We start from the raw sequence: 23,124 nt of genomic DNA, 5'->3' as shown, positions 1-23,124 counted from the left end.
TAAAAATTAACAGGAATGTTAATAAACAGGCGTTAATGAATCGCTAACGGCCGCGGACAAGTCTGCCGCGCGGTTATTAGCAAACGCAGAATGAAAGCAATTCGCTCAGCTATGGGCGAAGATATCGGCCTCTTCCCAGCCGAGCAGGTCGAGCTTGGCGCGGGTCGGCAGGAATTCGAAGCAGGCCGTCGCATGATCATAGCGGCCGTCGCGGATCAGGCGTTCCGTCAGCTTATCGCGCAACGCATGCAGATAAAGCACGTCGGAGGCGGCATATTCGAGCTGCGCCGGAGACAGCCTCTCGGCCGCCCAATCGGAAGATTGCTGCGCCTTGGAGACGTCGACGTCGAGCATCTCCTTGAGATTGTCCTTGAGGCCGTGGCGATCCGTATAGGTCCGGATCAGACGCGAGGCGATCTTGGTGCAGAACACCGGGGTCGCGGTGACGCCGAAGGTATGGAAGAGCACGGCAATATCGAAGCGGCCGTAATGAAAGATCTTTTGATGGGTGGGGTCTTCAAGCAGGGCGACGAGATTGCGCGCCTCTTTCTGACCGGCGGCGATGCGGATGATATCGGCGGTGCCGTCACCCGGCGAAAGCTGGACGACGCAGAGCCGATCGCGGCGCGGCACCAGACCGAGCGTTTCGGTGTCGATCGCGATCGCGCCGGTGTAGCGGGCGGCATCGGCCGCGGAAATATCGCCTTCGTGATAACGTATGGTCGCCGCCATGAGACTGTCTTTCGTTCGATGCATCCCCTACAGCGCCGTAGCACTTTGAATGGCTGCATTATTTTATCCTTAAATCGATTCCGATTTAAGGAATTATGCAGCAGCGCTATAGCGCAAAGGCGCAGAGCGCGAAACCGCTTTCCCGCCGCTAGAGCGCCGTGCGTCCTCTTGGACGCACATAGGACGCTCTCCCTCTTTTATCTCCGCATCAAAATGTTGGCGGCGTATTGATCCAGAGAAGCACGGTTTCGCCGTCGTGACGGTTGCGCCAGGAATGATCGCGGCGGCTTTCGAAATAGAGTGAATCGCCGGGGCCGAGATCGAAGAACTGATCGCCGTCGAGCACCAGTTCGAGCCGACCGGACAGAACATGCATGAATTCCTCGCCCTCGTGGCGATAGGCGCCCTCGCTGGCAGCACCCGGCGCCAACACGAAACGATGGCAATCCATCATCCGGCGACCTTCGGCGAGGAGCTGCACCGCGACACCCGGCGTCGTTTCCGGCCAGGCGCGCCATTCGCCGGCGCGCACATGCGCCGATACCTCCCCGCTTTCCTCACCGGAGAGGCGGGAGACGGTGGTGCCGTAATATTCGGCGAGATCATGCAGCGTCTTGAAGCTGACGCCCTGCGAGGTGCGCTCCAGCGTCGAGAGCGTCGACGAGGTGACGCCGATGTCGCCGGCCACCTGATCGAGCGTCTTGCCGCTCGCATGCCGCAGGCTGCGCAGCTTGCGGCCGAGGCCGGTATCCTGGCTTGCCTCGGCGCCATCGGCGGAAGGTTCCTCGCTCTCCAACGCCTCGCGGATTGCCGCGGGATTGAGCCCGCGCTCGACACGATACCAGGAGATGCGCTTCAACCGCGCCACATCGTCGGCGCTGTATTGCCGATGGCCGGTTTCGGAACGACCGGGAACCACCAGACCCTGGCTTTCCCAGAGGCGCAGCGTCGAGGCCGAAACACCCGCCAGCCGCGCGGCTTCCGCCACCTTGTAGCGTACAGGCCCATTATCGTTCATTCGAAACTATCCCCGATTCCAATCCCCCCAGAACCTCCATCAAAAAGCGTGATGTTTGAAGCAAAAAATGCCTCTTGTTTTCTTGCAGGAAAAATGTAGGAGTTTTATATAGATCTTGCAGAAATTATACAAGATAGCTTTCCAACCCTTTCAGCGCAGGAGCCATCGATGACCGCGACAAGCCTTACCGACCGGAAGAACGCCGCTATTTCACGCGGCGTCGGCATGACCACTCAGATCTATGCCGATCGCGCAGAGAATGCGGAGATCTGGGACAAGGAAGGCCGGCGTTACATCGATTTCGCCGCCGGCATCGCCGTTCTCAATACCGGCCACCGCCACCCCCGGGTCATCGCAGCGGTCAAGGACCAGCTCGACCGCTTCACCCATACCTGCCATCAGGTAGTTCCCTATGAGAGCTACGTACACCTTGCCGAACGGCTGAACGCGCTGCTGCCTGGTGATTTCGAGAAGAAGACGATCTTCGTCACGACGGGCGCCGAAGCGGTTGAGAACGCCGTCAAGATTGCGCGCGCCGCAACCGGCCGCTCGGCCGTCATCGCCTTTGGCGGCGGCTTCCATGGCCGCACCTTCATGGGCATGGCGCTGACCGGCAAGGTCGTGCCCTACAAGGTCGGCTTCGGCGCGATGCCTGGCGACGTGTTCCATATTCCTTTCCCGGTCGAGCTGCACGGCGTCACCGCCGATCAGTCGCTGGCGGCGCTGAAGAAGCTCTTTGCCGCCGATGTCGATCCGCAGCGCGTCGCCGCCATCATCATCGAGCCGGTGCAGGGCGAAGGCGGCTTCTATGCGGCCCCCGCCGCCTTCATGAAGGCGCTGCGCGAGCTCTGCGACCAGCACGGCATCCTGCTGATTGCCGACGAGGTGCAGACCGGTTTTGCCCGCACCGGCAGGATGTTCGCGATGGATCATCACGAGGTGGCGCCCGACCTGACGACGATGGCAAAGAGCCTGGCCGGCGGCTTTCCGCTCGCCGCCGTCACCGGCCGCGCCGAAATCATGGATGCGCCGGGACCGGGCGGGCTCGGCGGCACCTATGGCGGCAATCCGCTCGGGATCGCCGCCGCCCATGCCGTGCTCGACGTCATTGTCGATGAGAATCTCTGCAATCGCGCCAACCAGCTTGGCGGACGGCTGAAGCAGCGGCTGGAATCGTTGCGCGAGACGGTGCCCGAGATCGTCGATATTCGCGGACCGGGCTTCATGAATGCGGTTGAATTCAACGACCGGACGACGGGACTGCCGAGCGCGGAATTCGCCAACCAGGTGCGGCTGATCGCGCTCGATAAGGGCCTGATCCTGCTCACCTGCGGCGTCCACGGAAATGTCATCCGCTTCCTCGCGCCGATCACCATCCAGGACGAGATCTTCGGCGAAGCGCTCGATATTCTCGAGGCCTCCATGCTGCAAGCAAGCGCGGCCAAGTGATCGCACCCTAGAGCGGTTCAGCTTTTCACGGAAGCGCAGAACCGCTCTAACTTTTTGTTTTACGCAATTCCGGACGGAAAACCGCTGCGCACTTTTCCTGGAATTGCTCTAGCCGGATTTCAATGGCTGCCGGCAACCGGCAGCCGCACTCCCAAGGAGGATATGACATGGCTTTCACCAGCGCACTGACCAAGCACGTTCCCTTCTCCTCGCCCCTGCTGCGCGATGCCGGCTATATCGACGGCGTCTGGACATCAGGCGATGCCACTCGGACTTTCGACGTGCTGAACCCGGCAACCGGCGAGTTGCTCGCCTCACTGCCCGATATGGGCGCGGCCGAGACGCGGACGGCAATCGATGCGGCCCATGCCGCCCAGCCGGGCTGGGCGGCCCGTCCGGCCAAGGAGCGCAGCACGATCCTGCGCAAATGGTTCGACCTGATGGTCGCCAATGCCGACGAACTCGCGGCGATCCTGACCGCCGAAATGGGCAAGCCGTTCCCGGAAGCGCGCGGCGAGATCCTTTATGCCGCGGCCTATATCGAATGGTATGCGGAAGAGGCCAAACGCATCTATGGCGAGACGATCCCCGCGCCTTCCGACGATAAACGGATGATCGTCATCCGGCAGCCAGTCGGCGTCGTCGGTACGATCACGCCGTGGAACTTCCCGGCGGCGATGATCACCCGCAAGATCGCCCCGGCGCTTGCCGTCGGCTGCACCGTGGTCTCGAAGCCGGCCGAACAGACGCCGCTGACGGCGATCGCGCTTGCCGTGCTCGCCGAGCAGGCCGGCATTCCGGCCGGCGTCTTCAACGTCATCGTCGGCGTGGATGGCCCGGCGATCGGCCGCGAACTCTGCGGCAATGAAAAGGTGCGCAAGATCAGCTTCACCGGCTCGACCGAGGTCGGCCGTATCCTGATGCGGCAGTGCGCCGACCAGATCAAGAAGGTGAGCCTGGAGCTCGGCGGCAACGCGCCCTTCATCGTCTTCGACGATGCCGATCTCGACGCTGCCGTCGAAGGCGCGATCGCCTCCAAATACCGCAATGCCGGCCAGACCTGCGTCTGCGCCAACCGCCTCTACGTCCAGTCGAACGTCTATGACGCCTTCGCCGCCAAGCTTGCCGCCAAGGTCGCCGAGATGTCGGTCGGCGACGGCTTCAAGCCAGGTGTCGTGATCGGGCCGCTGATCGACGAGCAAGGCCTTGCCAAGGTGGAGGACCATGTCAGCGACGCGCTTGCCAAGGGCGCCAAGGTACTGACCGGCGGCAAGCGCATCGACGGCGCCGGCACCTTCTTCACGCCGACGGTCCTGACAGGCGTTGCGCGCGGCATGAAGGTAGCGCGCGAGGAGACCTTCGGGCCGGTGGCGCCGCTCTTTCGCTTCGAGACGGTCGAGGATGTCATCGCCCAAGCCAATGATACGGAATTCGGCCTCGCCGCCTATTTCTACGCCGGCGACCTGAAGAAGGTCTGGCGGGTGGCGGAAGCGCTGGAATACGGCATGATCGGCATCAATACCGGCCTGATGTCATCCGAGACGGCACCCTTCGGCGGCATCAAGCAATCCGGCCTCGGCCGCGAGGGCTCGCGGCACGGCGCCGACGACTATCTGGAAATGAAATATCTCTGCATCGGCGGCGTCTGATTGATCATCCTAATGAGACGGGCACGCGGCATTGCGCCGCGTGCCGTCAATAATGCGGCGGGCGGGTAATGCCAGGCGCTTCCAATGACTGCTCTTCCAGCGACAGGAAGCGTTCGGTGAGCCGGTCGAGCTTGGTGCGCATCTGCTCGACCGTCTTCCATTGCTCGGCGAGCTGATCGGAAAGCTCTTCGATCGTCTTTGCCTGGTGGGCCAGCATTTCTTCCAGCTGGGTGATGCGGTTCGTCTCGTCGGACATCGATCCTCCTTTGCCGAATCCGGCAGAACAGATGGTTCTGCAAATCGGAAATAGGCCGCCGCGTCAATGCTTTCCATGCCCGACGCGGCCATGCGCAAAACTGTACCGTTTGGTTACTAAAAGACCTTGCCGCGCCGGATGTTGTGGGGTAGGCCGTTATCCATCTGGGAGGAATACTGATGGATGCAGGAAACGGCTTTCTTCATCCGGACCGGCTTTTTCCGGCTGATCCGGCAACACGGACCATCGCGCGAGATCTCTACGAGACGGTGCGCAATCTTCCGATCGTCAGTCCGCATGGGCATACTGAACCCTCCTGGTTCGCCGACGACAAGCCCTTTGAAGACGCGGCCTCGCTGCTGGTCATTCCCGATCACTATCTCTTCCGCATGCTGCACAGCGTCGGCGTCACGTTAGACGAGCTCGGCGTGCCGCGGCTCGACGGCAAACCTGACGCAACGGGACGGGCGATATGGCGGACTTTTGCCGCGCATTATCACCTTTTCCGCGGGACGCCTTCGAGCCTTTGGGTCGACCACGCCATGTCGGCCGTACTCGGCTGCACCGAGCCGCTGACATCTGACAATGCCGATGCGCTCTACGACCATATCAATGCCCAGCTTGCCCTTCCCGAATTCCGCCCGCGGGCGCTGCATCAGCGATTCGGCATCGAAACGATCGCGACGACGGATGGGGCGCTCGATCCTCTGGCGCATCACCAGAAGATGGCGGCCGACGGCTGGATCGGCAAGGTGCGCACCACCTACAGGCCAGACGGCGTCACCGATCCCGACGCCGTCGGCTTCCGCGACAATCTCGTCAAGCTCGGAGAGATCACCGGCACTGAGGTAACGCGCTGGGACGGCCTGATCGAGGCGCATCGGCGCCGGCGCGCCTATTTCCGCCAGTTCGGCGCCACCGCGACCGATCACGGCGTGCCCACAGCCTTCACCGCCGACTTGCCGCTCGCCGAAAAACAGGCGCTGCTCGAGAAGGCGCTGAAGGGCCCGCTTTCGGCCGGGGAGGCCGAGCTCTTCCGCGGCCAGATGATGACCGAGATGGCCGGGCTTTCGGCCGAGGATGGCATGGTGATGCAGATCCATGCCGGCTCCAGACGCAATACCGACCGCGGACTTTTCTCGACCCGGGGTCCCAATATGGGCGCCGATATCCCGACAAGCAGCGACTGGGTCGGCGGCCTGAATGCGCTGCTTTCCAGATACGGCCATGCGCCGGGGCTGCGCGTGCTGCTCTTCACGCTCGACGAGACGACCTATGCGCGCGAGATGGCGCCAATGGTCGGCCATTGGCCCTGCCTGATGATCGGACCGCCCTGGTGGTTCCACGACAGCCCGAACGGCATCCGCCGCTACCTCGACCAAGTCGTCGAGACGGCGGGCTTTGCCAATATGGCGGGTTTCAACGACGATACGCGGGCGCTGCTTTCGATCCCCGCGCGGCATGACGTCTGGCGCCGCGAAGTCTGCCGCTTCCTTGCCCAGCTTGCCGCCGAGCACCGAATTTCGAAGCGGGAAGCCGAGATCGTCGCGGGCGAGCTCTCCTATGGCAATGCAAAGAAGGCCTACAAGCTGTGACCGAACGACTGCAGACCCTTTCCGGCCTCGCCTCGACGGCGAAGCTTCCCGCCTATGACCGCGACCAGCTGAAAAGCGGCATCCTGCATCTTGGGCCAGGCGCCTTTTTCCGCGCGCATTTCGCGCCGTTTACCGATGCCGCACTTGCCGCAGTGGGCGGAGACTGGGGCATCGAGGTGGCAAGTCTGCGCACTGCTGATGTCGCCGATCACCTGAACGAACAGAACGGCCTCTATACGATGCTGATCCGCGATACGTCGGGCACGGTGGCGCAGGTGATCGGCCCCATTTTGCGGGCACATGTGGCGACACGCGATCCGTCAGGACTGCTGGATCGTCTGGAAGATCCGACCATCCGCATCGTCAGCCTGACGGTGACGGAAAAAGCCTATGGCATGGATACCGCGACGGGAGGGCTCGATCTCAACCATGCCGATGTGGCGGCCGACCTTGCCAACCGCCATGCGCCGCGCGGCGTCATCGGCTATCTGGTCGAGGGACTGTCCCGGCGCCGGGCGAAGGGCATCGCCCCCTTCACACCGCTCAGCTGTGACAATCTTCCGAGCAACGGCGCCGTCCTGAAGCGGCTGGTTCTCGATTTTGCCGAACGCGTCGACCCCTCGCTTCGTCAATGGATCGAGGCAAATGTGCCCTTCCCCTCGACCATGGTCGATCGCATCACGCCGGCCAGCACCGAGGCGACTTACCAGGATGCCGAACGGCTGACCGGACGGCAGGATCTGGCGGCGATCGAGACCGAACCCTTCACGCAATGGGTGATCGAGGATGATTTCGCCAATGGCCGGCCGGCCTGGGACAAGGCCGGCGCGCTGATGGTCACCGATGTTTCGGCTTACGAGAAGATGAAGCTCCGGATGCTGAACGGCGCGCATTCACTGCTCGCCTATCTCGGTTATATCGGCGGCTATGAATTCATCCGCGACGTGATGGATGATGCCGGCCTGGCGGCCCTTGCCTACCGCCACATGCATGCGGCGGCGAGAACGCTCGATGCGGTTCCCGGCATCGACCTCGATGACTATGCCAGCGAATTGATAGCGCGCTTTGCAAACAAGGCCATCGCGCATCGCACCTATCAGATCGCCATGGACGGCACGCAGAAACTGCCGCAGCGGCTGCTGGAACCGGCAACCGAGGCACTGGCGCATGGCGACAAGGCGGAGACCTATGCGATCGCCGTTGCGGCATGGATGCGCTATGCGATCGGCGAGCACGGCAACGGCGAGCGCTATGAACTGCGCGATCCCCGTGCTGGCGAAATCGCCGCTCTCATCGCCGATGTTCCACGCACCGGCCTGGCGATTTCGGCCGCTCTCTTCACCCTTCCGGGACTCTTCCCGGCAGCTTTGACAGAAAATCGGGCGTGGACGCAGGATGTCTCCGACAAGCTGGAGATCCTGATCCAAGACGACCGGCTGCCGCTGTTCTGAGGCTTGGAGCCTCTGGCTCAGGCTCTTCTTTAGCCGAGGAGAGTCGTTTTCCGCAAATATAGTAGGTCACGCCAACGCGGGGTGGCTGGGTTCTTGTAATGAGAGGGCGTGCCGCGGTCGCCCCCCTCTGCCCTGTGTCCGGCCGATAGATGGGTAACAGATTGAACCGGATAGATGGGTTACAGTTCTCCCCCTTGTAAACCAGTGTCCGCCCCTGCGCCGGCTGGTCGGGGTTGCAGGGCGCTGGGGCGGACAAGCCGCTTGGTCTTCTTGTCGATGATGCCGAGCGGATGGGCATGGAAGCGTAGCGTCCAGATGCCCGCTTCACTCTCCTCGATCGCCACGACCTCGCCGGCCAGCGCTGCTGCGACATAGACGAGGTCACCGTTCCATTTGATCTCGCCATTGGAGCGCACCCGGCGCACCGCCGCCTCGGCCGGATAGTCCGGTTCAGGCAGGCGGTCGGGCAGGCGCCGCAGTGATGGTCGGTAATGATCAGCAGGCACGTCCATAGCGAGCGCCTCGTGTGGACGCTCGGCGTTGTAATTCTGGCGAAATGCGTCAAAGACCGCCTGCTGCGCGGCATGGTCGACCTCCGGCGCCATGGCCAGCGGCAGCATCGTCAGATGGAAGCGTTCGTGGCGGCCGTTCTGCTGCGGTTTGCCCGGCTGGATGCGCTCCAGGCCGATGCCGAGCTTGATGAACCGTACAGCAAGCGTCGTCAGCCCGGTGACGCCGATCGCCGCGAAGGGCGAACCGTTGTCGCTGCGAAAGCGCTCCGGCAGTCCGTGCTCGGCAAACAGCCGCTCGAACACCGGCCAGGCCTCTACCTCGGCCGGCGTCGCGCAGGCTTCCAGCGCCAGCAGAAAGCGGCTCGCCGTATCCATCACCGTCAGTGGCTCGCAGCGCCGCCCATCGCGGGTCCTGAACCAGCCCTTGTAATCGGCGCTCCACACCGCATTGGGCCCGTTGGCCGGCGCGAACGGGCCGCAACCAGCCGCCCGCCAGCGATGCCGCCGGCGCCCGACCAGCCCGTGTCGCTTCAGGATCTCGCCTATCGTCGAGGCCGCCGGCCAGCAAAGCTGCGGCGCCGACCGCTTCAGCCGCGCCAGCACCTTCTTCGGCCCCCACTGCGGATTCGCCTCCTTCTCCGCCACGATCCGCGCCACCAGCTCCGCCGCCGTTGCCCGCCCGTGCTCAAGCGGCGCCCGCGGCAGGTCGATAAGCCCCGCAGGGCCGAGCGCCCGATACCGCTCCAACCATTTGTAGCCCGTCTTGCGCGATATCCCGTAGGCCGCACACAGCGCCGTCATCGTCTCCTCGCCCGCAAGACATTCCCCAACAAAGCGCAGCCGCTCGTCCATGATGCCAGTCTCTCTCCAAACCATCGCCGGGCCCTCCCGGCTGCTAGAGAACTGTCACCTATGTAAACGGTCCGTTCTGTTACCTATCTATCCGGGTCCGACACCTGCCGGCCATCTCCCCCACAGGTGGGGAGATTGGCTGGGCGCGACGGCTTCCCCAAACAACTGGTGTCACAGCAGGGCGAAACGGTAGATGGGCACGAAGGTTTAGCCACTTGTGATCTCCCCACCTGTGGGGGAGATGCCTGGCAGGGCAGAGGGGGCTCACACGGCGTGCCCTCTCCTCGTCATCTCTGTTCAAAGCTTCGCTCGAAAGCAAAGAATGAGAGAGTTCCGATCGTCAGGCCTTCACCCGCGCCATATCGGGATCGTAGAGCGGCGATAGCGACACCTTGCAGGGGATGCGTTGCCGCGCGACATCAAGCTCATAGGTGCCGGAGAGGACGAAATCTTCCGTCACTCCCTCGGGGCTGCGGACGTAGCCGTAGCCGATGGGCTTGCCCAGCGTGTAGCCGAAGCCGCCGCTCGACAGCCAGCCGACGCGCTTGCCGTCGCGATAGATCGTTTCGCGGCCGAGCAGCACAGCATCGGCATCCTCCGGAATGAAACAGGCGAGGCGCTTCTTGACGCCTCCCGAAAGCTGCCGCTCGATCGCCTCGCGGCCGCGGAACGGAATATTCTTGCGCATTTTCACCGCCCAGCCGAGACCGGCTTCAACAGGCGTATGGTCGGGACCTATATCCGAACCCCAGGCGCGATAACCTTTTTCCAGGCGGCAGCTCTCAATGGCGCGGTAGCCGGCATTGACGAGGCCGAGCTCACCACCCGCGGCCATCAGCACGTCGTAGACCGTGGTCGCATATTCAATGGGAATATGCAGTTCGTAGCCGAGCTCGCCGACATAGGTGATGCGCAACGCCCGCACCGGGCAACCTGCAATGCCGATGGTCACGGTCTTGCCGAAGGGGAAGGCAGCATTCGAGACGTCGCTGCCCGTCACCTTTTCCAACACGGCGCGAGAATTCGGTCCCATCAGCGACAGCACGGAATAGGCAGATGTGACGTCGACCAGCTCGGCATGCATCTCCGCCGGGATATTGCGTGCGATCCAGTCGAAGTCATGGGTGGCGAAACCGGTACCAGTGACGACGTAAAATTCGTTCTCGGCGATGCGGGCGACCGTCACGTCGCATTCGATGCCGCCCTTGTCGTTCAGCATCTGCGTGTAGACAAGCGAGCCGACCGGCCTTGCGACATCGTTGGCGGCGATCCAGGACAAGGCTGCCTCGGCATCCCTGCCCTTCAGGACGAATTTGGCAAAGGAGGTCTGGTCGAAGATGACGGCCGCTTCGCGCACGGCCTTATGTTCGCGGCCGACGGCGTCGAACCAGTTCTGCCTGGTGTAGCTGTAGACATCCTTCGGCTCCTCGTTGGCGAAGAGATCGGCAAACCAGTTCGGCCGTTCCCAGCCGAGCTTTTCGCCGAAACAGGCGCCCTGCGCCTTCAGCCGGTCATAGAGCGGTGATTTGCGGCAAGGGCGCCCGCTCGAATGTTCCTCGAACGGCCAGGCCATGGTGTAATGTTTGCCATAGGCTTCGAGCGTGCGCGTGCGCACCCAGTCGGTATCGAAATGCGGCCGGCCGAAACGGCGGATATCGACCGGCCAGAGATCATAAGGCGGTTCGCCCTTCGTCACCCATTCGGCAAGCGCCATGCCGGCGCCGCCGGCCGAGGCAATGCCGAAGGCGTTGAAACCGGCGCCGACAAAGAAATTCTTCAGCTCCGGGGCCTCGCCGAGAATGAAGTTGCCATCCGGCGTGAAGCTTTCCGGGCCGTTCAGCAACTGCTTGACGCCGACGCTCTCCAGCGCCGGAACGCGGCCGAGCGCCTGTTCCATGATCTGTTCGAAATGGTCGAAATTGCTGTCGAGCAGCGTGTAGTGGAAACCTTCGGGGATGCCGGCTTTCGCCCAGGGAATGGGGTTCGGCTCGTAACCGCCCATGACGATGCCACCGACCTCCTCCTTATAGTAGGTCAGGCGATCGGGATCGCGCAGCGTCGGCAGGTTGGAGGGCGCGCCGAAGGATTCGGTGATGATGTATTGATGCTCGACCGAGACCAGCGGCACGTTGACGCCGAAGCGGGCGGCGAAGGCGCGCGTCCATTGGCCGGCGCAGACGACGACGCGCTCGCATTCGATGCGCCCTTGCGCCGTGACGACGGCACGAATCCTTCCCTTGTCGATTTCAAGGTCGAGGACTTCGGTATCCTCGAAGATCGAAACGCCTGACATGCGGGCGCCCTTTGCCAGCGCCTGGGTGATGTCGGAGGGGTTGGCCTGGCCGTCGGTCGGGAGGAAGGCAGCGCCGACGAGATCGTCCACCGTCATCAGCGGCCAGAGATCGAAGGCTTCCTGCGGCGTCAGCAATTGCATTTCGAGACCGAAGGACTGGGCGGTGGTCGCCTGGCGCCTGACCTCGGTCCAGCGTTCCTCATTGCAGGCAAGGCGCAGGCCGCCATTCATCTTCCAGCCGGTGCCGAGACCCGTTTCCGCCTCCAGCCGTTTGTAGAGATCGACGGAATAGCCGAGAAGCTGGGTGATGTTGGCGCTGGTGCGCAGCTGGCCGACGAGGCCGGCGGCGTGGAAGGTGGTGCCCGAGGTAAGCTTCTTGCGCTCCAGCAGGACAGTATCGGTCCAGCCGAGCTTGCCGAGATGATAGGCTGTCGAGCAGCCGATGATGCCGCCACCGATGACCACGGCTTTCGCCGTCTTCGGTAATTCCTTCGTCATTTATTGGTCCTGTTCAAAGGCTTGATAGGCGCGCTCGAAGCGCGCGAGATTTTCGGCCGTGTAGCCGGCGTAATCGAAATCGATGGTGGAATGGATTTCCGAAATCATGCTCCAGAGCGTCTCGCGCAGCAGCGAGGCGCATTTCATCGCGGTATAGCGCCGGCTGAGATTATCGGTCAGCGGCCGGTCGAAATAGGTTTCCAGCATCGCGCGCTCGGCCGCTTGCGAGAGTTCGTTGTTGGAGGCCAATCCGCCGAGATCGAAAAGCGGCGTGTTGAAACCGGCATAGTCCCAGTCGATCAGCCAGAGCCTCTTGCCGTCATCGAGAAAGTTGGCGGCCAACAGATCGTTGTGGCCGAAGGCGATCTCGAAAGGCCCTGCCGCTTCTTCCAGCGTCTCAGCCCTGCCGATGAGCCCCGACAGCAGAGGGAGATAGGCACTCTCCGACGCCTTCAGATTGGCGGCATAATCGCGGATGACGTGGAAGACCCAGAAGATCATCGCCTGGCCGCGGAAATGCCGGGCGATGTCGCGATGGCAGGCGCGGACGAGCGGAACGACCCGGGCGAGCGTATCAGGTGTCCTGATATCCTCCGGCGAAAGCGCTCTCGCCTCGATATATTCGAGCACCAGGACGCCCGGCGAATGGTGGATGACCGCCGGCGAAATGCCGGCTGCATGGGCGGCACGGCTTGCGGCAAGCTCGTTCTGCCTGGTGATGTGATGGATCGGAATATCGGTGCCGAGCCTGACCACACAGCGCGCGACGGCATCGCTGACCAGATAATTCCTGTTGGTGATGCCGCCTGCTATCGGCGAAATTTCGATCGGGCCCTGCCAGATGCCAAGTGCATGAATCCTATCTTCAGGCGTCATGCTCATCCCCTTCTGCCCCTTCCGAAATGATGGGGCAGAGGAGGATCTGATGTCAAGCGGCGGTGCGCTTAGATCGTCTTGCCGGCCGCGTCGAAGACGTGGCAGCGGGCCGGATCGAAGGAAGCCTTCACATTGGCGCCGCGCTCCACCTTCTGCTGGCCGTCAAGCGCGACGGTCAGGAGCTGGTTATCCGGCGTCGTGGTGTAGAGCATGGTGGCGCCGCCGAGATTTTCGACGAGATCGACGTTGACGGTCGAGAGCGCGATTGCGCCTTCGGCCAGCGAAAGATGCTCGGGACGGATGCCGAAGGTGACCTCCTCTCCGGCTCCGCCTTTCAGCCGGCGCGGCAGGCGGACGGAATTGCCGCAGACATGGATGCTGGTTTCGGTCTCGCCGACCTGCTCGATGCGGGCCTTCAAAAAATTCATCTTCGGGCTGCCGATGAAGCCGGCGACGAAGCGGTTGGCCGGGTTGTTATAGAGATCGAGCGGCGCGCCGACCTGCTCGATGCGGCCGGAATTCAACACCACGATCTTGTCCGCCATCGTCATGGCTTCGACCTGGTCATGCGTGACATAGATCATCGTATTGCCGAGGCTGCGATGCAGGCGGGAGATCTCGACGCGCATCTGCACGCGCAGTTCGGCATCGAGGTTCGACAGCGGCTCGTCGAACAGGAAGATCCGCGGCTCGCGCACGATGGCGCGGCCGATGGCGACACGCTGGCGCTGGCCGCCGGAGAGCGCCTTCGGCTTGCGCTCCAGCAGCTTCTCGATCTGCAGGATCTCGGCGGCGCGCTTCACCTTCGGCTGGATATCGGCCTTCTTGTAACCCGCCGTCTCCAGGCCGAAGGCGAGGTTCTTGTAGACCGACATATGGGGATAGAGCGCATAGGACTGGAAGACCATGGCGATGCCGCGCTTGGCAGGCGCCACCTCGTTCATGCGTTCGTTGTCGAGCAGCAGCCCGCCGCCGGTGATCTCCTCGAGACCGGCGATCATGCGCAGAAGGGTCGATTTTCCGCAGCCCGAGGGACCGACAAAAACGACGAATTCGCCGGGATCGATCGTCAGATCGATGCCATGGATCACATCCAGCGAGCCGTAGCGCTTCTCGACCTTCTGAAGAACGACACTGGTTGCCATCTTCTCAAAACCCTCTCTTCTTGTTTTATCGGTTACTTCGTTCTTGCGCGCCAATCGGCGTATTTCGGACTGTCGGGACCGACCGGCAGCGGCACGTCAGCGCCGCTGTCGGAAGATTGGTAGATGGCGGTGACGAGTTCCAGCGCCCGGCGCGCGTCCCAGCTCGTTACCGGCAGCGGCGCATGGCCACTCAAAAAGGCATGGAACTGGCCCATCTGCGTGGTGAAACGCGGCGCGACCGGCTGCCAGTCGCCAACCACCCGTTCGATCTTTTCCCGCACGTCGTCATTCGCGGCGATGATCTTCCAGGGGTCCTTGCCGGGGGTATAGGGTTCGTGGCTGCTTTCGAAAGTGACGTTCTCGAAGTGCAGCCTGAGCCGGCTAATCTGCTCCTGCGAACCAAGCGTGCAAGACAGCGAGACAAAGGCGCCGTTTTCCATCAGCAGGCTGGCGGAGGCACAATCCTCGACCTCGATATCGTTGACTCGGGTGGCGACGCGGCCGAAGACCCTTGCCGCCGGACCCATCAGATGCATGAGCATGTCGTGCAGATGCAGGGCATGGGTGACGAGCACGCCGCCAAGCTCCGTCGCCCATTTACCGCGCCAAGGCACAGCGTAATATTCCGGCTTGCGCAGCCAGAAGGTTTCGACCGAAGCGGTATAGGGCTTGCCGGCAATACCGGCGTCGATGATCCGCTTGGCCTTCTGAATGCCGTCACCGTAACGATACTGGAAGATCGGCATCAGCACGCCTTTGGCGGTCTTTTCCGCTTCCATGATGGTATCGACGGCGGCAAGCGAGCCTGTCAGCGGCTTTTCGCAGACGACATGTTTGCCGGCAGCCAGGGCCGCGACCACCTGTTCCAGATGGATGCCGGGAGGGGTGCAGATATCGATGATGTCGATCGTGTCGTCGGCCAGCAGTTCCGCAAAAGAGGTGGTGCGCCGTTCGATGCCGAACTCGTCGCCGACCGCCGCCATGCGCTGCTCGTTCAGGTCGCAGATCGCCACGACCTTGAACTTATCGGAATGCGGCAGGTAACCCTCGACGATGTGGGAGCGGCCGATACCGCAACCAACGATCGCCACCGTCCTGATGCTCATGTCGCTCTTTCCCGTTACCGCCATCAACGCTTCATACCCGTCGTGGCAATGCCCTCGATCAGCAGGCGCTGGAAGAACAGGAAGAAGAAGAACACCGGCACGAGCGTCAGCGTCGACATGGCGAACAAACCGCCCCAATCCGATGCACTGGTGGAATCGACGAAGGTGCGCAGGCCGAGCTGGATCGTATAAGTGTTCATATCGTTCAGGTAGATCAGCGGACCGAAGAAATCGTCCCAGGTCCAGATGAAGGAGAAGATCGCAGCCGTTGCCATCACCGGCAGCGACAGTGGCAGCATGATCTTCCAGTAGATGCGCCAAGCGCTGCAGCCATCCATCATCGCCGCCTCATCGAGTTCGCGCGGGATGCCGCGGAAGAACTGCACCATCAGGAAGATGAAGAAGGCATCGCTTGCCAGGAACTTCGGCACGACAAGCGGCAGGATGGTGTTGACCCAGCCGAGATCGAGAAAGAGCACATATTGCGGGATCAGCGTCACGTGATAGGGGATCATCAACGTGCCGAGCATGATCGCGAACCAGAAGTTCCGGCCGACAAAACGCAGCCGCGCAAAGGCGAAGGCTGTCAGCGAACAAGCGATGACATTGCCTGTCACCACCAGCAGCGAGATGACCAGCGAATTCCAGAAGAACCGGCCGAAGCTGACATCGAGGCCGACCCAACCGCGCGCATAGGAGGAGAAATCGATCGACGACGGGATGAGCGAGGTCGACGAGAAGATCTCGTTTTCCGGCCTGACCGATGCCGAAACCATCCACAACAGCGGATAAAGCATCAACAGTGAAGCAGCGATCAGCAGGGCGTGGATGATCAGCGACGCCGGCAGGCTGCGTTTGGTGATGTCGGATGGCGGCCTGGCCGCAGTGACGGAAGCGGTCATCTCAGTCATCGTAGTGCACCCAATAACGCGAGGTCAGGAAGGAGAAGGCGGTGAAGATCGCGATGATCACCACCAGGATCCAGGCGAGCGCCGAGGCGTAGCCCATGCGGAAATTGCCGAAGGCTTCCTGATAGAGGTAGAGCGTGTAGAACAGCGTCGAGTTGATCGGACCGCCGGTGCCGCCTGATATGATGAAGGCCGGCGTGAAGGCCTTGAAAGCATCAATCGTCTGAACGACGGCATTGAAAAAGATCACCGGCGTCAGAAGCGGCAGCGTGATCTTGTAGAATTGCCGGAACTTGGAGGCGCCATCGAGGCTCGCGGCCTCATACATATCCTGCGGGATCTGGCGCAGGCCGGCCAGGAAAATAATCATCGGCGAGCCGAACTGCCAGACGGAAAGAGCCACCAGCGTGTAGATCGAATAGTTCGGATGCGAGATCCAGCTTGGACCTTCGATACCGAAATATGAAAGCGCGGCATTGACGAGGCCATCGCTGGCGAAAAGCTGACGCCAGAGCACGGCGATCGCCACGCTACCGCCCAGCAGTGACGGCAGATAGAAGATGGCACGATAGACCGACAGCCCACGCAAGCCGCGGTTCAGCGCCATGGCGACCAGCAATGCGAAGGTCAGCTTGAACGGCACCGAGAAGACGACATAGGTCAGGGTGACATGCATGGCGGCCGAGAATTTCGGGTCCGCCGTGGCGATGCGCACGTAATTCGCCATTCCCACCCACCGCGGCGACTGAAGCATGTCGAAGTCGGTGAAGGAAAGGTAGAGCGAAATCAGGGCCGGCCCGAGCGTCAGCCCGAAAAAGCCGATGAGCCATGGAAGAAGGAAGAGATAGCCGGGAGCATTGGCATTCCAGAGACGCCTGAAGCGTCCTTCGGCCACGGCCCCCTGATATCTTTCCACATTGATGGCCCCTGCGGGCGTGCGCATCGCATTGCTCATACGGGATCAGCCTCGTGCGAGAATCTGCGTGATTTCAGCGACAAGCTGTTTGCCGCCGTCGGAGGGAGACAGCTGTCCGAAGCCGACCTGTTCGGCGATGTTGCGTAACATCAACTCACCTTCACCGGCGCCGGCAGGCGGCGGCGGCGGCAATTTGCCGGCGAGATCGCCCAGGCCGCTGACATAGGCCAGCGCAACCTTGCCGTTCTCATCAAGCTTCGCCGCGACGACCTCACGCATGGCGCTCGATTCCGGAATGCCGCGTTCGACATCCAGAAGCAGCGCTGCCTCGGGGTTCTTGACGAAGAAATTGACGTAGTCCACGGCCAGGTCCACGGCTTTCGACTGGGCGGAGACCGAGAAGAACATCGAAGGCTTGCGATAGTGGCCGCCCTTCGATTCCGGCTTAATGCGCATGTAGTTGGTCAGCGCCAGCTTGTCCTTGTTCATTGCCTGATAGGCGACGAACTGGTTGGAATGGGCAAAACCGGCGGCCGACTTGCCGAGCGAAACCGTGTTGGTGTCGATATCGTTCTTGTCGAGAGCCTGGACATCGGCAGGAACGCAGGCGCCGGCCGCACGGAACTTGGCCCACATGTCGTACCATTCGGAGGCATCGTCCACGTCGAAGGCGATCTTGCCGTCGGCGGTATAAAGCGCCTTGCCGCGCTGACGCAGCCAGTTTTCGAACAGCGGTTCGCCGCCGCTGCCGTCGGCCAAGCCGAACATGCCCTTGCGTTTGCCTGCCTTGGTGATCTCCGCACCCATGCGGGCGAACTCTTCCCAGGTGGTCGCCTGGGTCGGCAGATCGACGCCGGCCTCCTTGAAGGCGGTGGTGTTCAGGACCGTGGCGGCCGAATTCGCCCCGAGGCTGACGCCGTAGAGATGGCCGTCGACGCTGCCGCCTTCGATCTGCGCCTTGTCGAAATCGTCGAGGTTGAGTTTGGCCGGCATATAGGATTCGAGCGGGGCGAGCGCGCCGCGCCGCGCATACTGGACGATATAGCGATAATCCATCTGGATGACGTCGGGCGCGTTGCGGCCGGCGACCTGGGTCGCAAGGCGCGGCCAGTAGTCGCCCCAGCCGAGGAATTCGCCGGTCACCGAGGTGCCTGGCTTCTTCGACTGATAGAGCTGCGACACCTTGTTGGTGCGATCCGCACGCGGCTGCGAGCCCCACCACAGGAGACGCAAGCGCGTTTCCTGTGCCAAAGCGCTGGTTCCCAGCGCCGAGAGCGAAAGAAGCGTCGCTCCTCCCGCAACGAAATTACGTCTGCTTACACGGAATGTCATTTCTTTTCCTCCTCCAAAGGGAAGCGCCTCCACACGCTTCCGGACCTAGTTACCCTTGCATAAATAACTAATTGGTTACAAGCTACGGGCAAAGCGGCGAGCGTGTCAAGCGGTGTCGCTCGCGGGCTTTTCAAATTCGGTTTTTACAATTTCGCACCGAAGGCTTATGAGCGCAACATGGGAAGGCGGAGGTGGAGAAATGAACGACAGCGGCGAGAACGGGGAAAAGAAAAGGTCTCGGCGCCCACCTGCCGAACGAACGGCCCAACGCGATCCGGAGCGGACGCGCGCCGCGATCCTTGACGCGGCAACCCGGGAATTTGCCGAAAACGGCATGGGCGGGGCTCGTGTCGACGCCATCGCCGAGCGCGCCGGCACCAACAAGCGCATGCTCTATCATTATTTCGGCGACAAGGAGCAGCTCTACCTCAGAGTGCTCGAAGAGGCCTATGTCGGCATCCGGACCGCCGAACGCGCGCTGCATATCGGCGACCGCAGCCCCGAGGAAGGCATCGGCGAACTGGCGCTCTTCACCTGGCGTTACTTCCTCCAGCATCCGGAATTCCTCAGCCTGCTCGGCACGGAAAATCTGCATCGGGCCCGCTGGCTGCGCCAGTCCGTCCGGCTCAAGGAATTGCATTCGCATTTGATCGGCGAGCTTTCGGACGTGCTCGAGCGGGGAAAGAAGCAGGGCGTCTTCATCGAGACCGCCGATCCCTTGCATGTCTACCTGACGATCGCGTCGCTCGGTTATTTCTACCTGTCCAACCAGTACACGCTTTCGACGATCTTCGGCCGCGATCTGATCGAGCCGACCCATCTCAATGCCTGGGAAAGGCATATCGTCCACGTGACGCTGACCTCGATCAAGCGCTAGACCCTTTCCGGGTTAGATTGCAGCATTCTGTTGGCTCAAACGGAGTCGGATGGTCGACCGGCCCGTTTCAGCCAACCCGAAGGGCCGGGCATCTTTCCGCCAGGGCAAAGGCGATCGCCTCGGACGTACCAAGGTATGCCCTTCGCCAATCGCCTTTGCCCTGACGAAAACCTGCTCCGGCAGAATGCCGCAATCTGACCCGGAAAGGCTCTGATCTCGAAATTCCGATTTGACTATTGACAGCCGCGCTGCTCTTCTGCCATCAAGTAACTGTTTAGTTACCGGCTCGGGAGGACCGGACGAGGATGCCCGCTCCCGCCGCAAAAATCTGCTGGGAGGAAAAAATGGCACGCTTGGGGATCATCTTGCACGGGGTCACCGGCCGCATGGGTTACAATCAACACCTGGTGCGTTCGATTCTCGCCTTCCGCGACGAGGGCGGCATTACGCTGAAATCGGGTGAGAAACTCGAGATCGACCCGATCATCGTCGGCCGCAACGGCGCCAAGATGGAAGAGCTGGCGAAGAAGCACGGCATCAAGCGCTGGTCGACCGATCTCGATGCGGCTCTCGCCAATCCCGACGACACGATCTTCTTCGACGCCGGCACAACGCTGATGCGGGCCGAGCTGCTGTCCAAGGCGCTCGATGCCGGCAAACATGTCTATTGCGAAAAGCCGATTTCCGACGATCTGCAGGTGGCACTCGACCTTGCCCGCAAGGCGCGCGGCTCCGGCCTCAAGCATGGCGTCGTGCAGGACAAACTCTTCCTGCCCGGCCTGCGCAAGCTGGCGCTGCTCAGGGATTCCGGCTTCTTCGGCAAGATCCTCTCGGTGCGCGGCGAATTCGGCTACTGGGTTTTTGAAGGCGATTGGGGCGTACCGGCCCAGCGCCCGTCCTGGAACTACCGCAAGGGCGACGGCGGCGGCATCATCCTCGACATGCTCTGCCACTGGCGCTACGTGCTCGACAACCTGTTCGGGGAGGTCAAAGCCGTATCCTGCCTCGGTGCTACGCATATTCCGCGCCGCATCGACGAGCAGGGCAAGCCCTATGACTGCGACACCGACGATGCGGCCTATGCGACCTTCGAGCTCGAAGGCGGCGCGATCGCGCAGGTCAATTCTTCCTGGGCCGTCCGCGTCCGCCGCGATGACCTCGTCACCTTCCAGGTCGACGGCACGCATGGTTCGGCCGTCGCCGGTCTGACGAAATGCTGGAGTCAGCACCGCGTCAACACGCCGAAGCCGGTTTGGAATCCGGACCAGCCGCAGACGATCGACTTCTACAAGACCTGGGATGAGGTTCCAGACACGCAGGCCTTCGAAAACGGTTTCAAGGCGCAGTGGGAAATGTTCATCCGCCATGTCGTCGAAGACGCGCCGTGGCCCTATGGCCTGGAAGCCGGCGCCAAGGGCGTGCAGCTTGCCGAACTCGGCCTGAAATCCTGGGCCGAGCGTCGCTGGCTCGACGTTCCCGCACTGGAGTTCTGAGCCGTGACGACGATCAATCTCCCTCTCGACGGCAAGATCGTTCCCTACACGCTGACCGGCACGCCGATCGTGCTCGCCAAGCGCGACGCCAAGGCCTTTCCGCGCATCGCCTTTGCCGCCGCCCATGTCGTCGCCGATCCGCTCGCCGACAACGATCCCTGGCTGACGCCGGCGATCGATTGGGAGCGCACGCTCGCCTTCCGCCATCGGCTCTGGGATCTCGGCCTCGGCGTTGCCGAAGCGATGGATACGGCGCAGCGCGGCATGGGCCTCGGCTGGCCGGAAGCGCGCGACCTCATCCGCCGGGCGCTCAGTGAGGCGGCCGGCCGCAAGGATGCGCTGATCGCCTGCGGCGCCGGCACCGACCATCTGACGCCAGGACCCGACGTCACTATCGACACGATCCTCAGGGCCTACGAAGAGCAGATCGAAACCGTGGAGGCGGCCGGCGGCCGCATCATTCTGATGGCAAGCCGGGCGCTTGCCGCTGCCGCCAAAGGGCCGGACGACTACATCCGCGTCTATGACCGGATCCTCCGCCAGGTCAAGGAACCTGTCATCATCCATTGGCTCGGTGAAATGTTCGATCCGGCGCTCGAAGGTTACTGGGGCAATGGTGATCATATCAAGGCAATGTCCACCTGCCTCGAGGTAATCGAAGCCCATGCCGAAAAAGTCGACGGCATCAAGATCTCGCTGCTCTCCAAGGAGAAGGAAGTGGCGATGCGCCGCCGGCTGCCGAAAGGCGTGCGCATGTATACCGGCGACGATTTCAACTATGCCGAACTGATCGCCGGCGACGAAGAGGGCCATTCCGACGCACTGCTCGGCATTTTCGATGCCATCGCTCCGGCAGCCTCGGCGGCCCTCGAGGCGCTCGGCCGCAAGAGCAACCATGAATTCTTCGACCTGCTGGAGCCGACCGTGCCGCTGTCGCGCCACATCTTCAAGGCGCCGACCCGCTTCTACAAGACCGGCGTCGTCTTCCTCGCCTATCTCAACGGCCTGCAGGATCATTTCGTCATGGTCGGCGGCCAGCAGAGCACCCGCTCGCTGACGCATCTGGCCGAACTTTTCCGCCTGGCCGACAAGGCCCGGGTTCTCGCCGATCCGGAACTCGCAACGGCGCGCATGAAACAGGTGCTTGCCGTCCACGGCGTCAACTGAAGCAGGGGCTGCTGCATAATTTTGTCCTTAAGTCGGAACCGATTTGAGGACAAAATTATGCAGCAATTCAAAGTGCTACAGCGTCCTTTGCGCGTCTGAAAAGACGCGCGGCGCTGTAGTGATGGGAGGAGAATGACATGCAGGTCGAAGGACTTTCGATCAACCTGGCGACGATTCGCGAGCAATGCGGTTTTGCCGAAGCCGTCGATATCTGCCTCAAACACGGCATCACTTCGATTGCACCGTGGCGCGACCAGGTCGCCAAGGTCGGTCTCGACGAGGCGGTGCGGATCGTCAAATCGAACGGCATCAAGCTGACCGGCCTTTGCCGCGGCGGCTTCTTCCCGGCGGCGAACGATGCCGACTGGCAGAAAAACCTCGACGACAACAGGCGGGCCATCGATGAGGCGGCAGCGTTTTCCGCCGATTGCCTCGTGCTCGTCGTCGGCGGTCTGCCGGATAGTTCGAAGGACATCGTCGCCGCGCGCCGAATGGTGTTCGACGGCATCGCCGCCGTTTTGCCGCATGCGCAGGCTGCCGGCGTGAAGCTCGCCATCGAACCGCTGCATCCAATGTATGCCGCCGACCGTGCTTGCGTAAATACGCTCGGCCACGCGCTCGATATGTGCGAGCAGCTCGGCGAGGATGTCGGCGTTGCGGTCGATGTCTACCATGTCTGGTGGGATCCCGATCTTGCCAATCAGATCGCTCGCGCCGGGCGCATGAAACGTATTTTTGCCCACCACATCTGCGACTGGCTGGTGCCGACAAAGGACATGCTGCTCGACCGCGGCATGATGGGCGATGGTGTGATCGACCTCAAAGGCATAAGACGGATGGTGGAGGCCGCCGGTTTCTTCGGCGCTCAGGAGGTGGAGATCTTTTCGGCCGAAAACTGGTGGAAACGCCCGGCCGACGAAGTGATCGCCACCTGCGTCGAGCGCTTCAGGAGCTGCTGCCAGGCCTGATTTCAGTATCTGTTTCATCACGTATGCAGGA

Annotated in this window: 19 protein-coding genes; 8 read left to right on the top strand and 11 right to left on the bottom strand. The window is 62.1% G+C overall.

Annotated features, from left to right (window positions below; genetic code table 11):
• Nucleotides 1–105: 105 nt before the first annotated feature.
• The gene (locus tag AC2444_RS22075; RefSeq protein ID WP_012759628.1) at nt 106–732 is read right to left on the bottom strand and encodes a ribonuclease D; all 627 of its coding nucleotides are present in this window, start codon (nt 730–732) and stop codon (nt 106–108) included.
• Nucleotides 733–940: 208 nt separating this feature from the next.
• Nucleotides 941–1,750 (bottom strand): MerR family transcriptional regulator, encoded by an 810-nt coding sequence (locus tag AC2444_RS22070; protein ID WP_012759627.1) that lies wholly within the window; start codon nt 1,748–1,750, stop codon nt 941–943.
• 168 nt (nt 1,751–1,918) lie between these two features.
• On the opposite strand from AC2444_RS22070, the gene AC2444_RS22065 reads away from it, so the two are divergent.
• Nucleotides 1,919–3,199 (top strand): 4-aminobutyrate--2-oxoglutarate transaminase, encoded by a 1,281-nt coding sequence (locus AC2444_RS22065; protein ID WP_012759626.1) that lies wholly within the window; start codon nt 1,919–1,921, stop codon nt 3,197–3,199.
• 167 nt (nt 3,200–3,366) lie between these two features.
• Nucleotides 3,367–4,848, top strand: a complete 1,482-nt coding sequence (locus AC2444_RS22060) for an NAD-dependent succinate-semialdehyde dehydrogenase (protein WP_012759625.1) — start codon at nt 3,367–3,369, stop codon at nt 4,846–4,848.
• A 46-nt stretch (nt 4,849–4,894) separates the two neighbouring features.
• Here the strand turns inward: AC2444_RS22060 and AC2444_RS22055 are convergent, their stop codons facing one another.
• On the bottom strand, nt 4,895–5,104 hold the full coding sequence (locus AC2444_RS22055; RefSeq protein WP_012759624.1) for a SlyX family protein: 210 nt from the start codon (nt 5,102–5,104) through the stop codon (nt 4,895–4,897).
• Nucleotides 5,105–5,283: 179 nt separating this feature from the next.
• On the opposite strand from AC2444_RS22055, the gene uxaC reads away from it, so the two are divergent.
• Nucleotides 5,284–6,699: a glucuronate isomerase gene (gene uxaC, locus AC2444_RS22050; protein WP_012759623.1), complete on the top strand. Its 1,416-nt coding sequence runs from the start codon at nt 5,284–5,286 to the stop codon at nt 6,697–6,699.
• Nucleotides 6,696–8,150, top strand: coding sequence for a mannitol dehydrogenase family protein (locus AC2444_RS22045; protein ID WP_012759622.1), 1,455 nt, complete (start codon nt 6,696–6,698; stop codon nt 8,148–8,150). The genes uxaC and AC2444_RS22045 overlap by 4 nt, the downstream gene beginning before the upstream one ends.
• A gap of 179 nt (nt 8,151–8,329) precedes the next feature.
• Here AC2444_RS22045 and AC2444_RS22040 read toward each other — a convergent pair whose 3' ends face one another.
• The 8 genes from AC2444_RS22040 to AC2444_RS22005 all read right to left on the bottom strand — a co-directional run bounded on the left by AC2444_RS22040 (nt 8,330) and on the right by AC2444_RS22005 (nt 18,588).
• Entirely contained in the window at nt 8,330–9,538 is a 1,209-nt protein-coding gene (locus tag AC2444_RS22040) for a helix-turn-helix domain-containing protein (RefSeq protein ID WP_012757661.1), read from the bottom strand.
• A gap of 316 nt (nt 9,539–9,854) precedes the next feature.
• Entirely contained in the window at nt 9,855–12,305 is a 2,451-nt protein-coding gene (locus AC2444_RS22035) for a GcvT family protein (RefSeq protein WP_012759621.1), read from the bottom strand.
• A complete protein-coding gene (locus AC2444_RS22030) occupies nt 12,306–13,181 on the bottom strand; it encodes a phosphotransferase (protein ID WP_012759620.1) in 876 nt (291 codons plus the stop codon).
• Nucleotides 13,182–13,249: 68 nt separating this feature from the next.
• Entirely contained in the window at nt 13,250–14,326 is a 1,077-nt protein-coding gene (locus AC2444_RS22025; protein WP_012759619.1) for an ABC transporter ATP-binding protein, read from the bottom strand.
• Nucleotides 14,327–14,358: 32 nt separating this feature from the next.
• Entirely contained in the window at nt 14,359–15,456 is a 1,098-nt protein-coding gene (locus AC2444_RS22020; RefSeq protein ID WP_171815706.1) for a Gfo/Idh/MocA family protein, read from the bottom strand.
• Nucleotides 15,456–16,343, bottom strand: coding sequence for a carbohydrate ABC transporter permease (locus AC2444_RS22015; protein WP_026157525.1), 888 nt, complete (start codon nt 16,341–16,343; stop codon nt 15,456–15,458). Before AC2444_RS22015 ends, AC2444_RS22020 begins: the two co-directional genes overlap by 1 nt.
• Entirely contained in the window at nt 16,336–17,295 is a 960-nt protein-coding gene (locus tag AC2444_RS22010; protein ID WP_003555743.1) for a carbohydrate ABC transporter permease, read from the bottom strand. The genes AC2444_RS22015 and AC2444_RS22010 overlap by 8 nt, the downstream gene beginning before the upstream one ends.
• A gap of 6 nt (nt 17,296–17,301) precedes the next feature.
• Entirely contained in the window at nt 17,302–18,588 is a 1,287-nt protein-coding gene (locus AC2444_RS22005) for an ABC transporter substrate-binding protein (RefSeq protein WP_012759617.1), read from the bottom strand.
• 199 nt (nt 18,589–18,787) lie between these two features.
• Here AC2444_RS22005 and AC2444_RS22000 point away from each other — a divergent pair, with 199 nt between their 5' ends.
• The 4 genes from AC2444_RS22000 (at nt 18,788) to AC2444_RS21985 (ending at nt 23,093) form a co-directional block, all read left to right on the top strand.
• Nucleotides 18,788–19,465, top strand: coding sequence for a TetR/AcrR family transcriptional regulator (locus AC2444_RS22000; RefSeq protein WP_012759616.1), 678 nt, complete (start codon nt 18,788–18,790; stop codon nt 19,463–19,465).
• 344 nt (nt 19,466–19,809) lie between these two features.
• The gene (locus AC2444_RS21995) at nt 19,810–20,958 is read left to right on the top strand and encodes a Gfo/Idh/MocA family protein (RefSeq protein ID WP_012759615.1); all 1,149 of its coding nucleotides are present in this window, start codon (nt 19,810–19,812) and stop codon (nt 20,956–20,958) included.
• A 3-nt stretch (nt 20,959–20,961) separates the two neighbouring features.
• Nucleotides 20,962–22,125, top strand: a complete 1,164-nt coding sequence (locus tag AC2444_RS21990) for a dihydrodipicolinate synthase family protein (RefSeq protein WP_012759614.1) — start codon at nt 20,962–20,964, stop codon at nt 22,123–22,125.
• 137 nt (nt 22,126–22,262) lie between these two features.
• Nucleotides 22,263–23,093: a sugar phosphate isomerase/epimerase family protein gene (locus AC2444_RS21985; RefSeq protein WP_012759613.1), complete on the top strand. Its 831-nt coding sequence runs from the start codon at nt 22,263–22,265 to the stop codon at nt 23,091–23,093.
• Nucleotides 23,094–23,124 lie beyond the last annotated feature (31 nt).

The sequence above is a fragment of the Rhizobium sp. WSM1328 genome (assembly GCF_057653715.1).
This window is presented reverse-complemented; position numbering and strand designations above follow the sequence as displayed.

Excerpts from the sequence above, each read along its gene's own strand:
- AC2444_RS22075 (WP_012759628.1), bottom strand. The coding sequence starts at position 732 with ATGGCGGCGACCATACGTTATCACGAAGGCGATATTTCCGCGGCCGAT.
- AC2444_RS22070 (WP_012759627.1), bottom strand. The coding sequence starts at position 1,750 with ATGAACGATAATGGGCCTGTACGCTACAAGGTGGCGGAAGCCGCGCGG.
- AC2444_RS22065 (WP_012759626.1), top strand. The coding sequence starts at position 1,919 with ATGACCGCGACAAGCCTTACCGACCGGAAGAACGCCGCTATTTCACGC.
- AC2444_RS22060 (WP_012759625.1), top strand. The coding sequence starts at position 3,367 with ATGGCTTTCACCAGCGCACTGACCAAGCACGTTCCCTTCTCCTCGCCC.
- AC2444_RS22055 (WP_012759624.1), bottom strand. The coding sequence starts at position 5,104 with ATGTCCGACGAGACGAACCGCATCACCCAGCTGGAAGAAATGCTGGCC.
- uxaC (WP_012759623.1), top strand. The coding sequence starts at position 5,284 with ATGGATGCAGGAAACGGCTTTCTTCATCCGGACCGGCTTTTTCCGGCT.
- AC2444_RS22040 (WP_012757661.1), bottom strand. The coding sequence starts at position 9,538 with ATGGTTTGGAGAGAGACTGGCATCATGGACGAGCGGCTGCGCTTTGTT.
- AC2444_RS22035 (WP_012759621.1), bottom strand. The coding sequence starts at position 12,305 with ATGACGAAGGAATTACCGAAGACGGCGAAAGCCGTGGTCATCGGTGGC.
- AC2444_RS22030 (WP_012759620.1), bottom strand. The coding sequence starts at position 13,181 with ATGACGCCTGAAGATAGGATTCATGCACTTGGCATCTGGCAGGGCCCG.
- AC2444_RS22025 (WP_012759619.1), bottom strand. The coding sequence starts at position 14,326 with ATGGCAACCAGTGTCGTTCTTCAGAAGGTCGAGAAGCGCTACGGCTCG.
- AC2444_RS22020 (WP_171815706.1), bottom strand. The coding sequence starts at position 15,456 with ATGGCGGTAACGGGAAAGAGCGACATGAGCATCAGGACGGTGGCGATC.
- AC2444_RS22015 (WP_026157525.1), bottom strand. The coding sequence starts at position 16,343 with ATGACTGAGATGACCGCTTCCGTCACTGCGGCCAGGCCGCCATCCGAC.
- AC2444_RS22010 (WP_003555743.1), bottom strand. The coding sequence starts at position 17,295 with ATGAGCAATGCGATGCGCACGCCCGCAGGGGCCATCAATGTGGAAAGA.
- AC2444_RS22005 (WP_012759617.1), bottom strand. The coding sequence starts at position 18,588 with ATGACATTCCGTGTAAGCAGACGTAATTTCGTTGCGGGAGGAGCGACG.
- AC2444_RS22000 (WP_012759616.1), top strand. The coding sequence starts at position 18,788 with ATGAACGACAGCGGCGAGAACGGGGAAAAGAAAAGGTCTCGGCGCCCA.
- AC2444_RS21995 (WP_012759615.1), top strand. The coding sequence starts at position 19,810 with ATGGCACGCTTGGGGATCATCTTGCACGGGGTCACCGGCCGCATGGGT.
- AC2444_RS21985 (WP_012759613.1), top strand. The coding sequence starts at position 22,263 with ATGCAGGTCGAAGGACTTTCGATCAACCTGGCGACGATTCGCGAGCAA.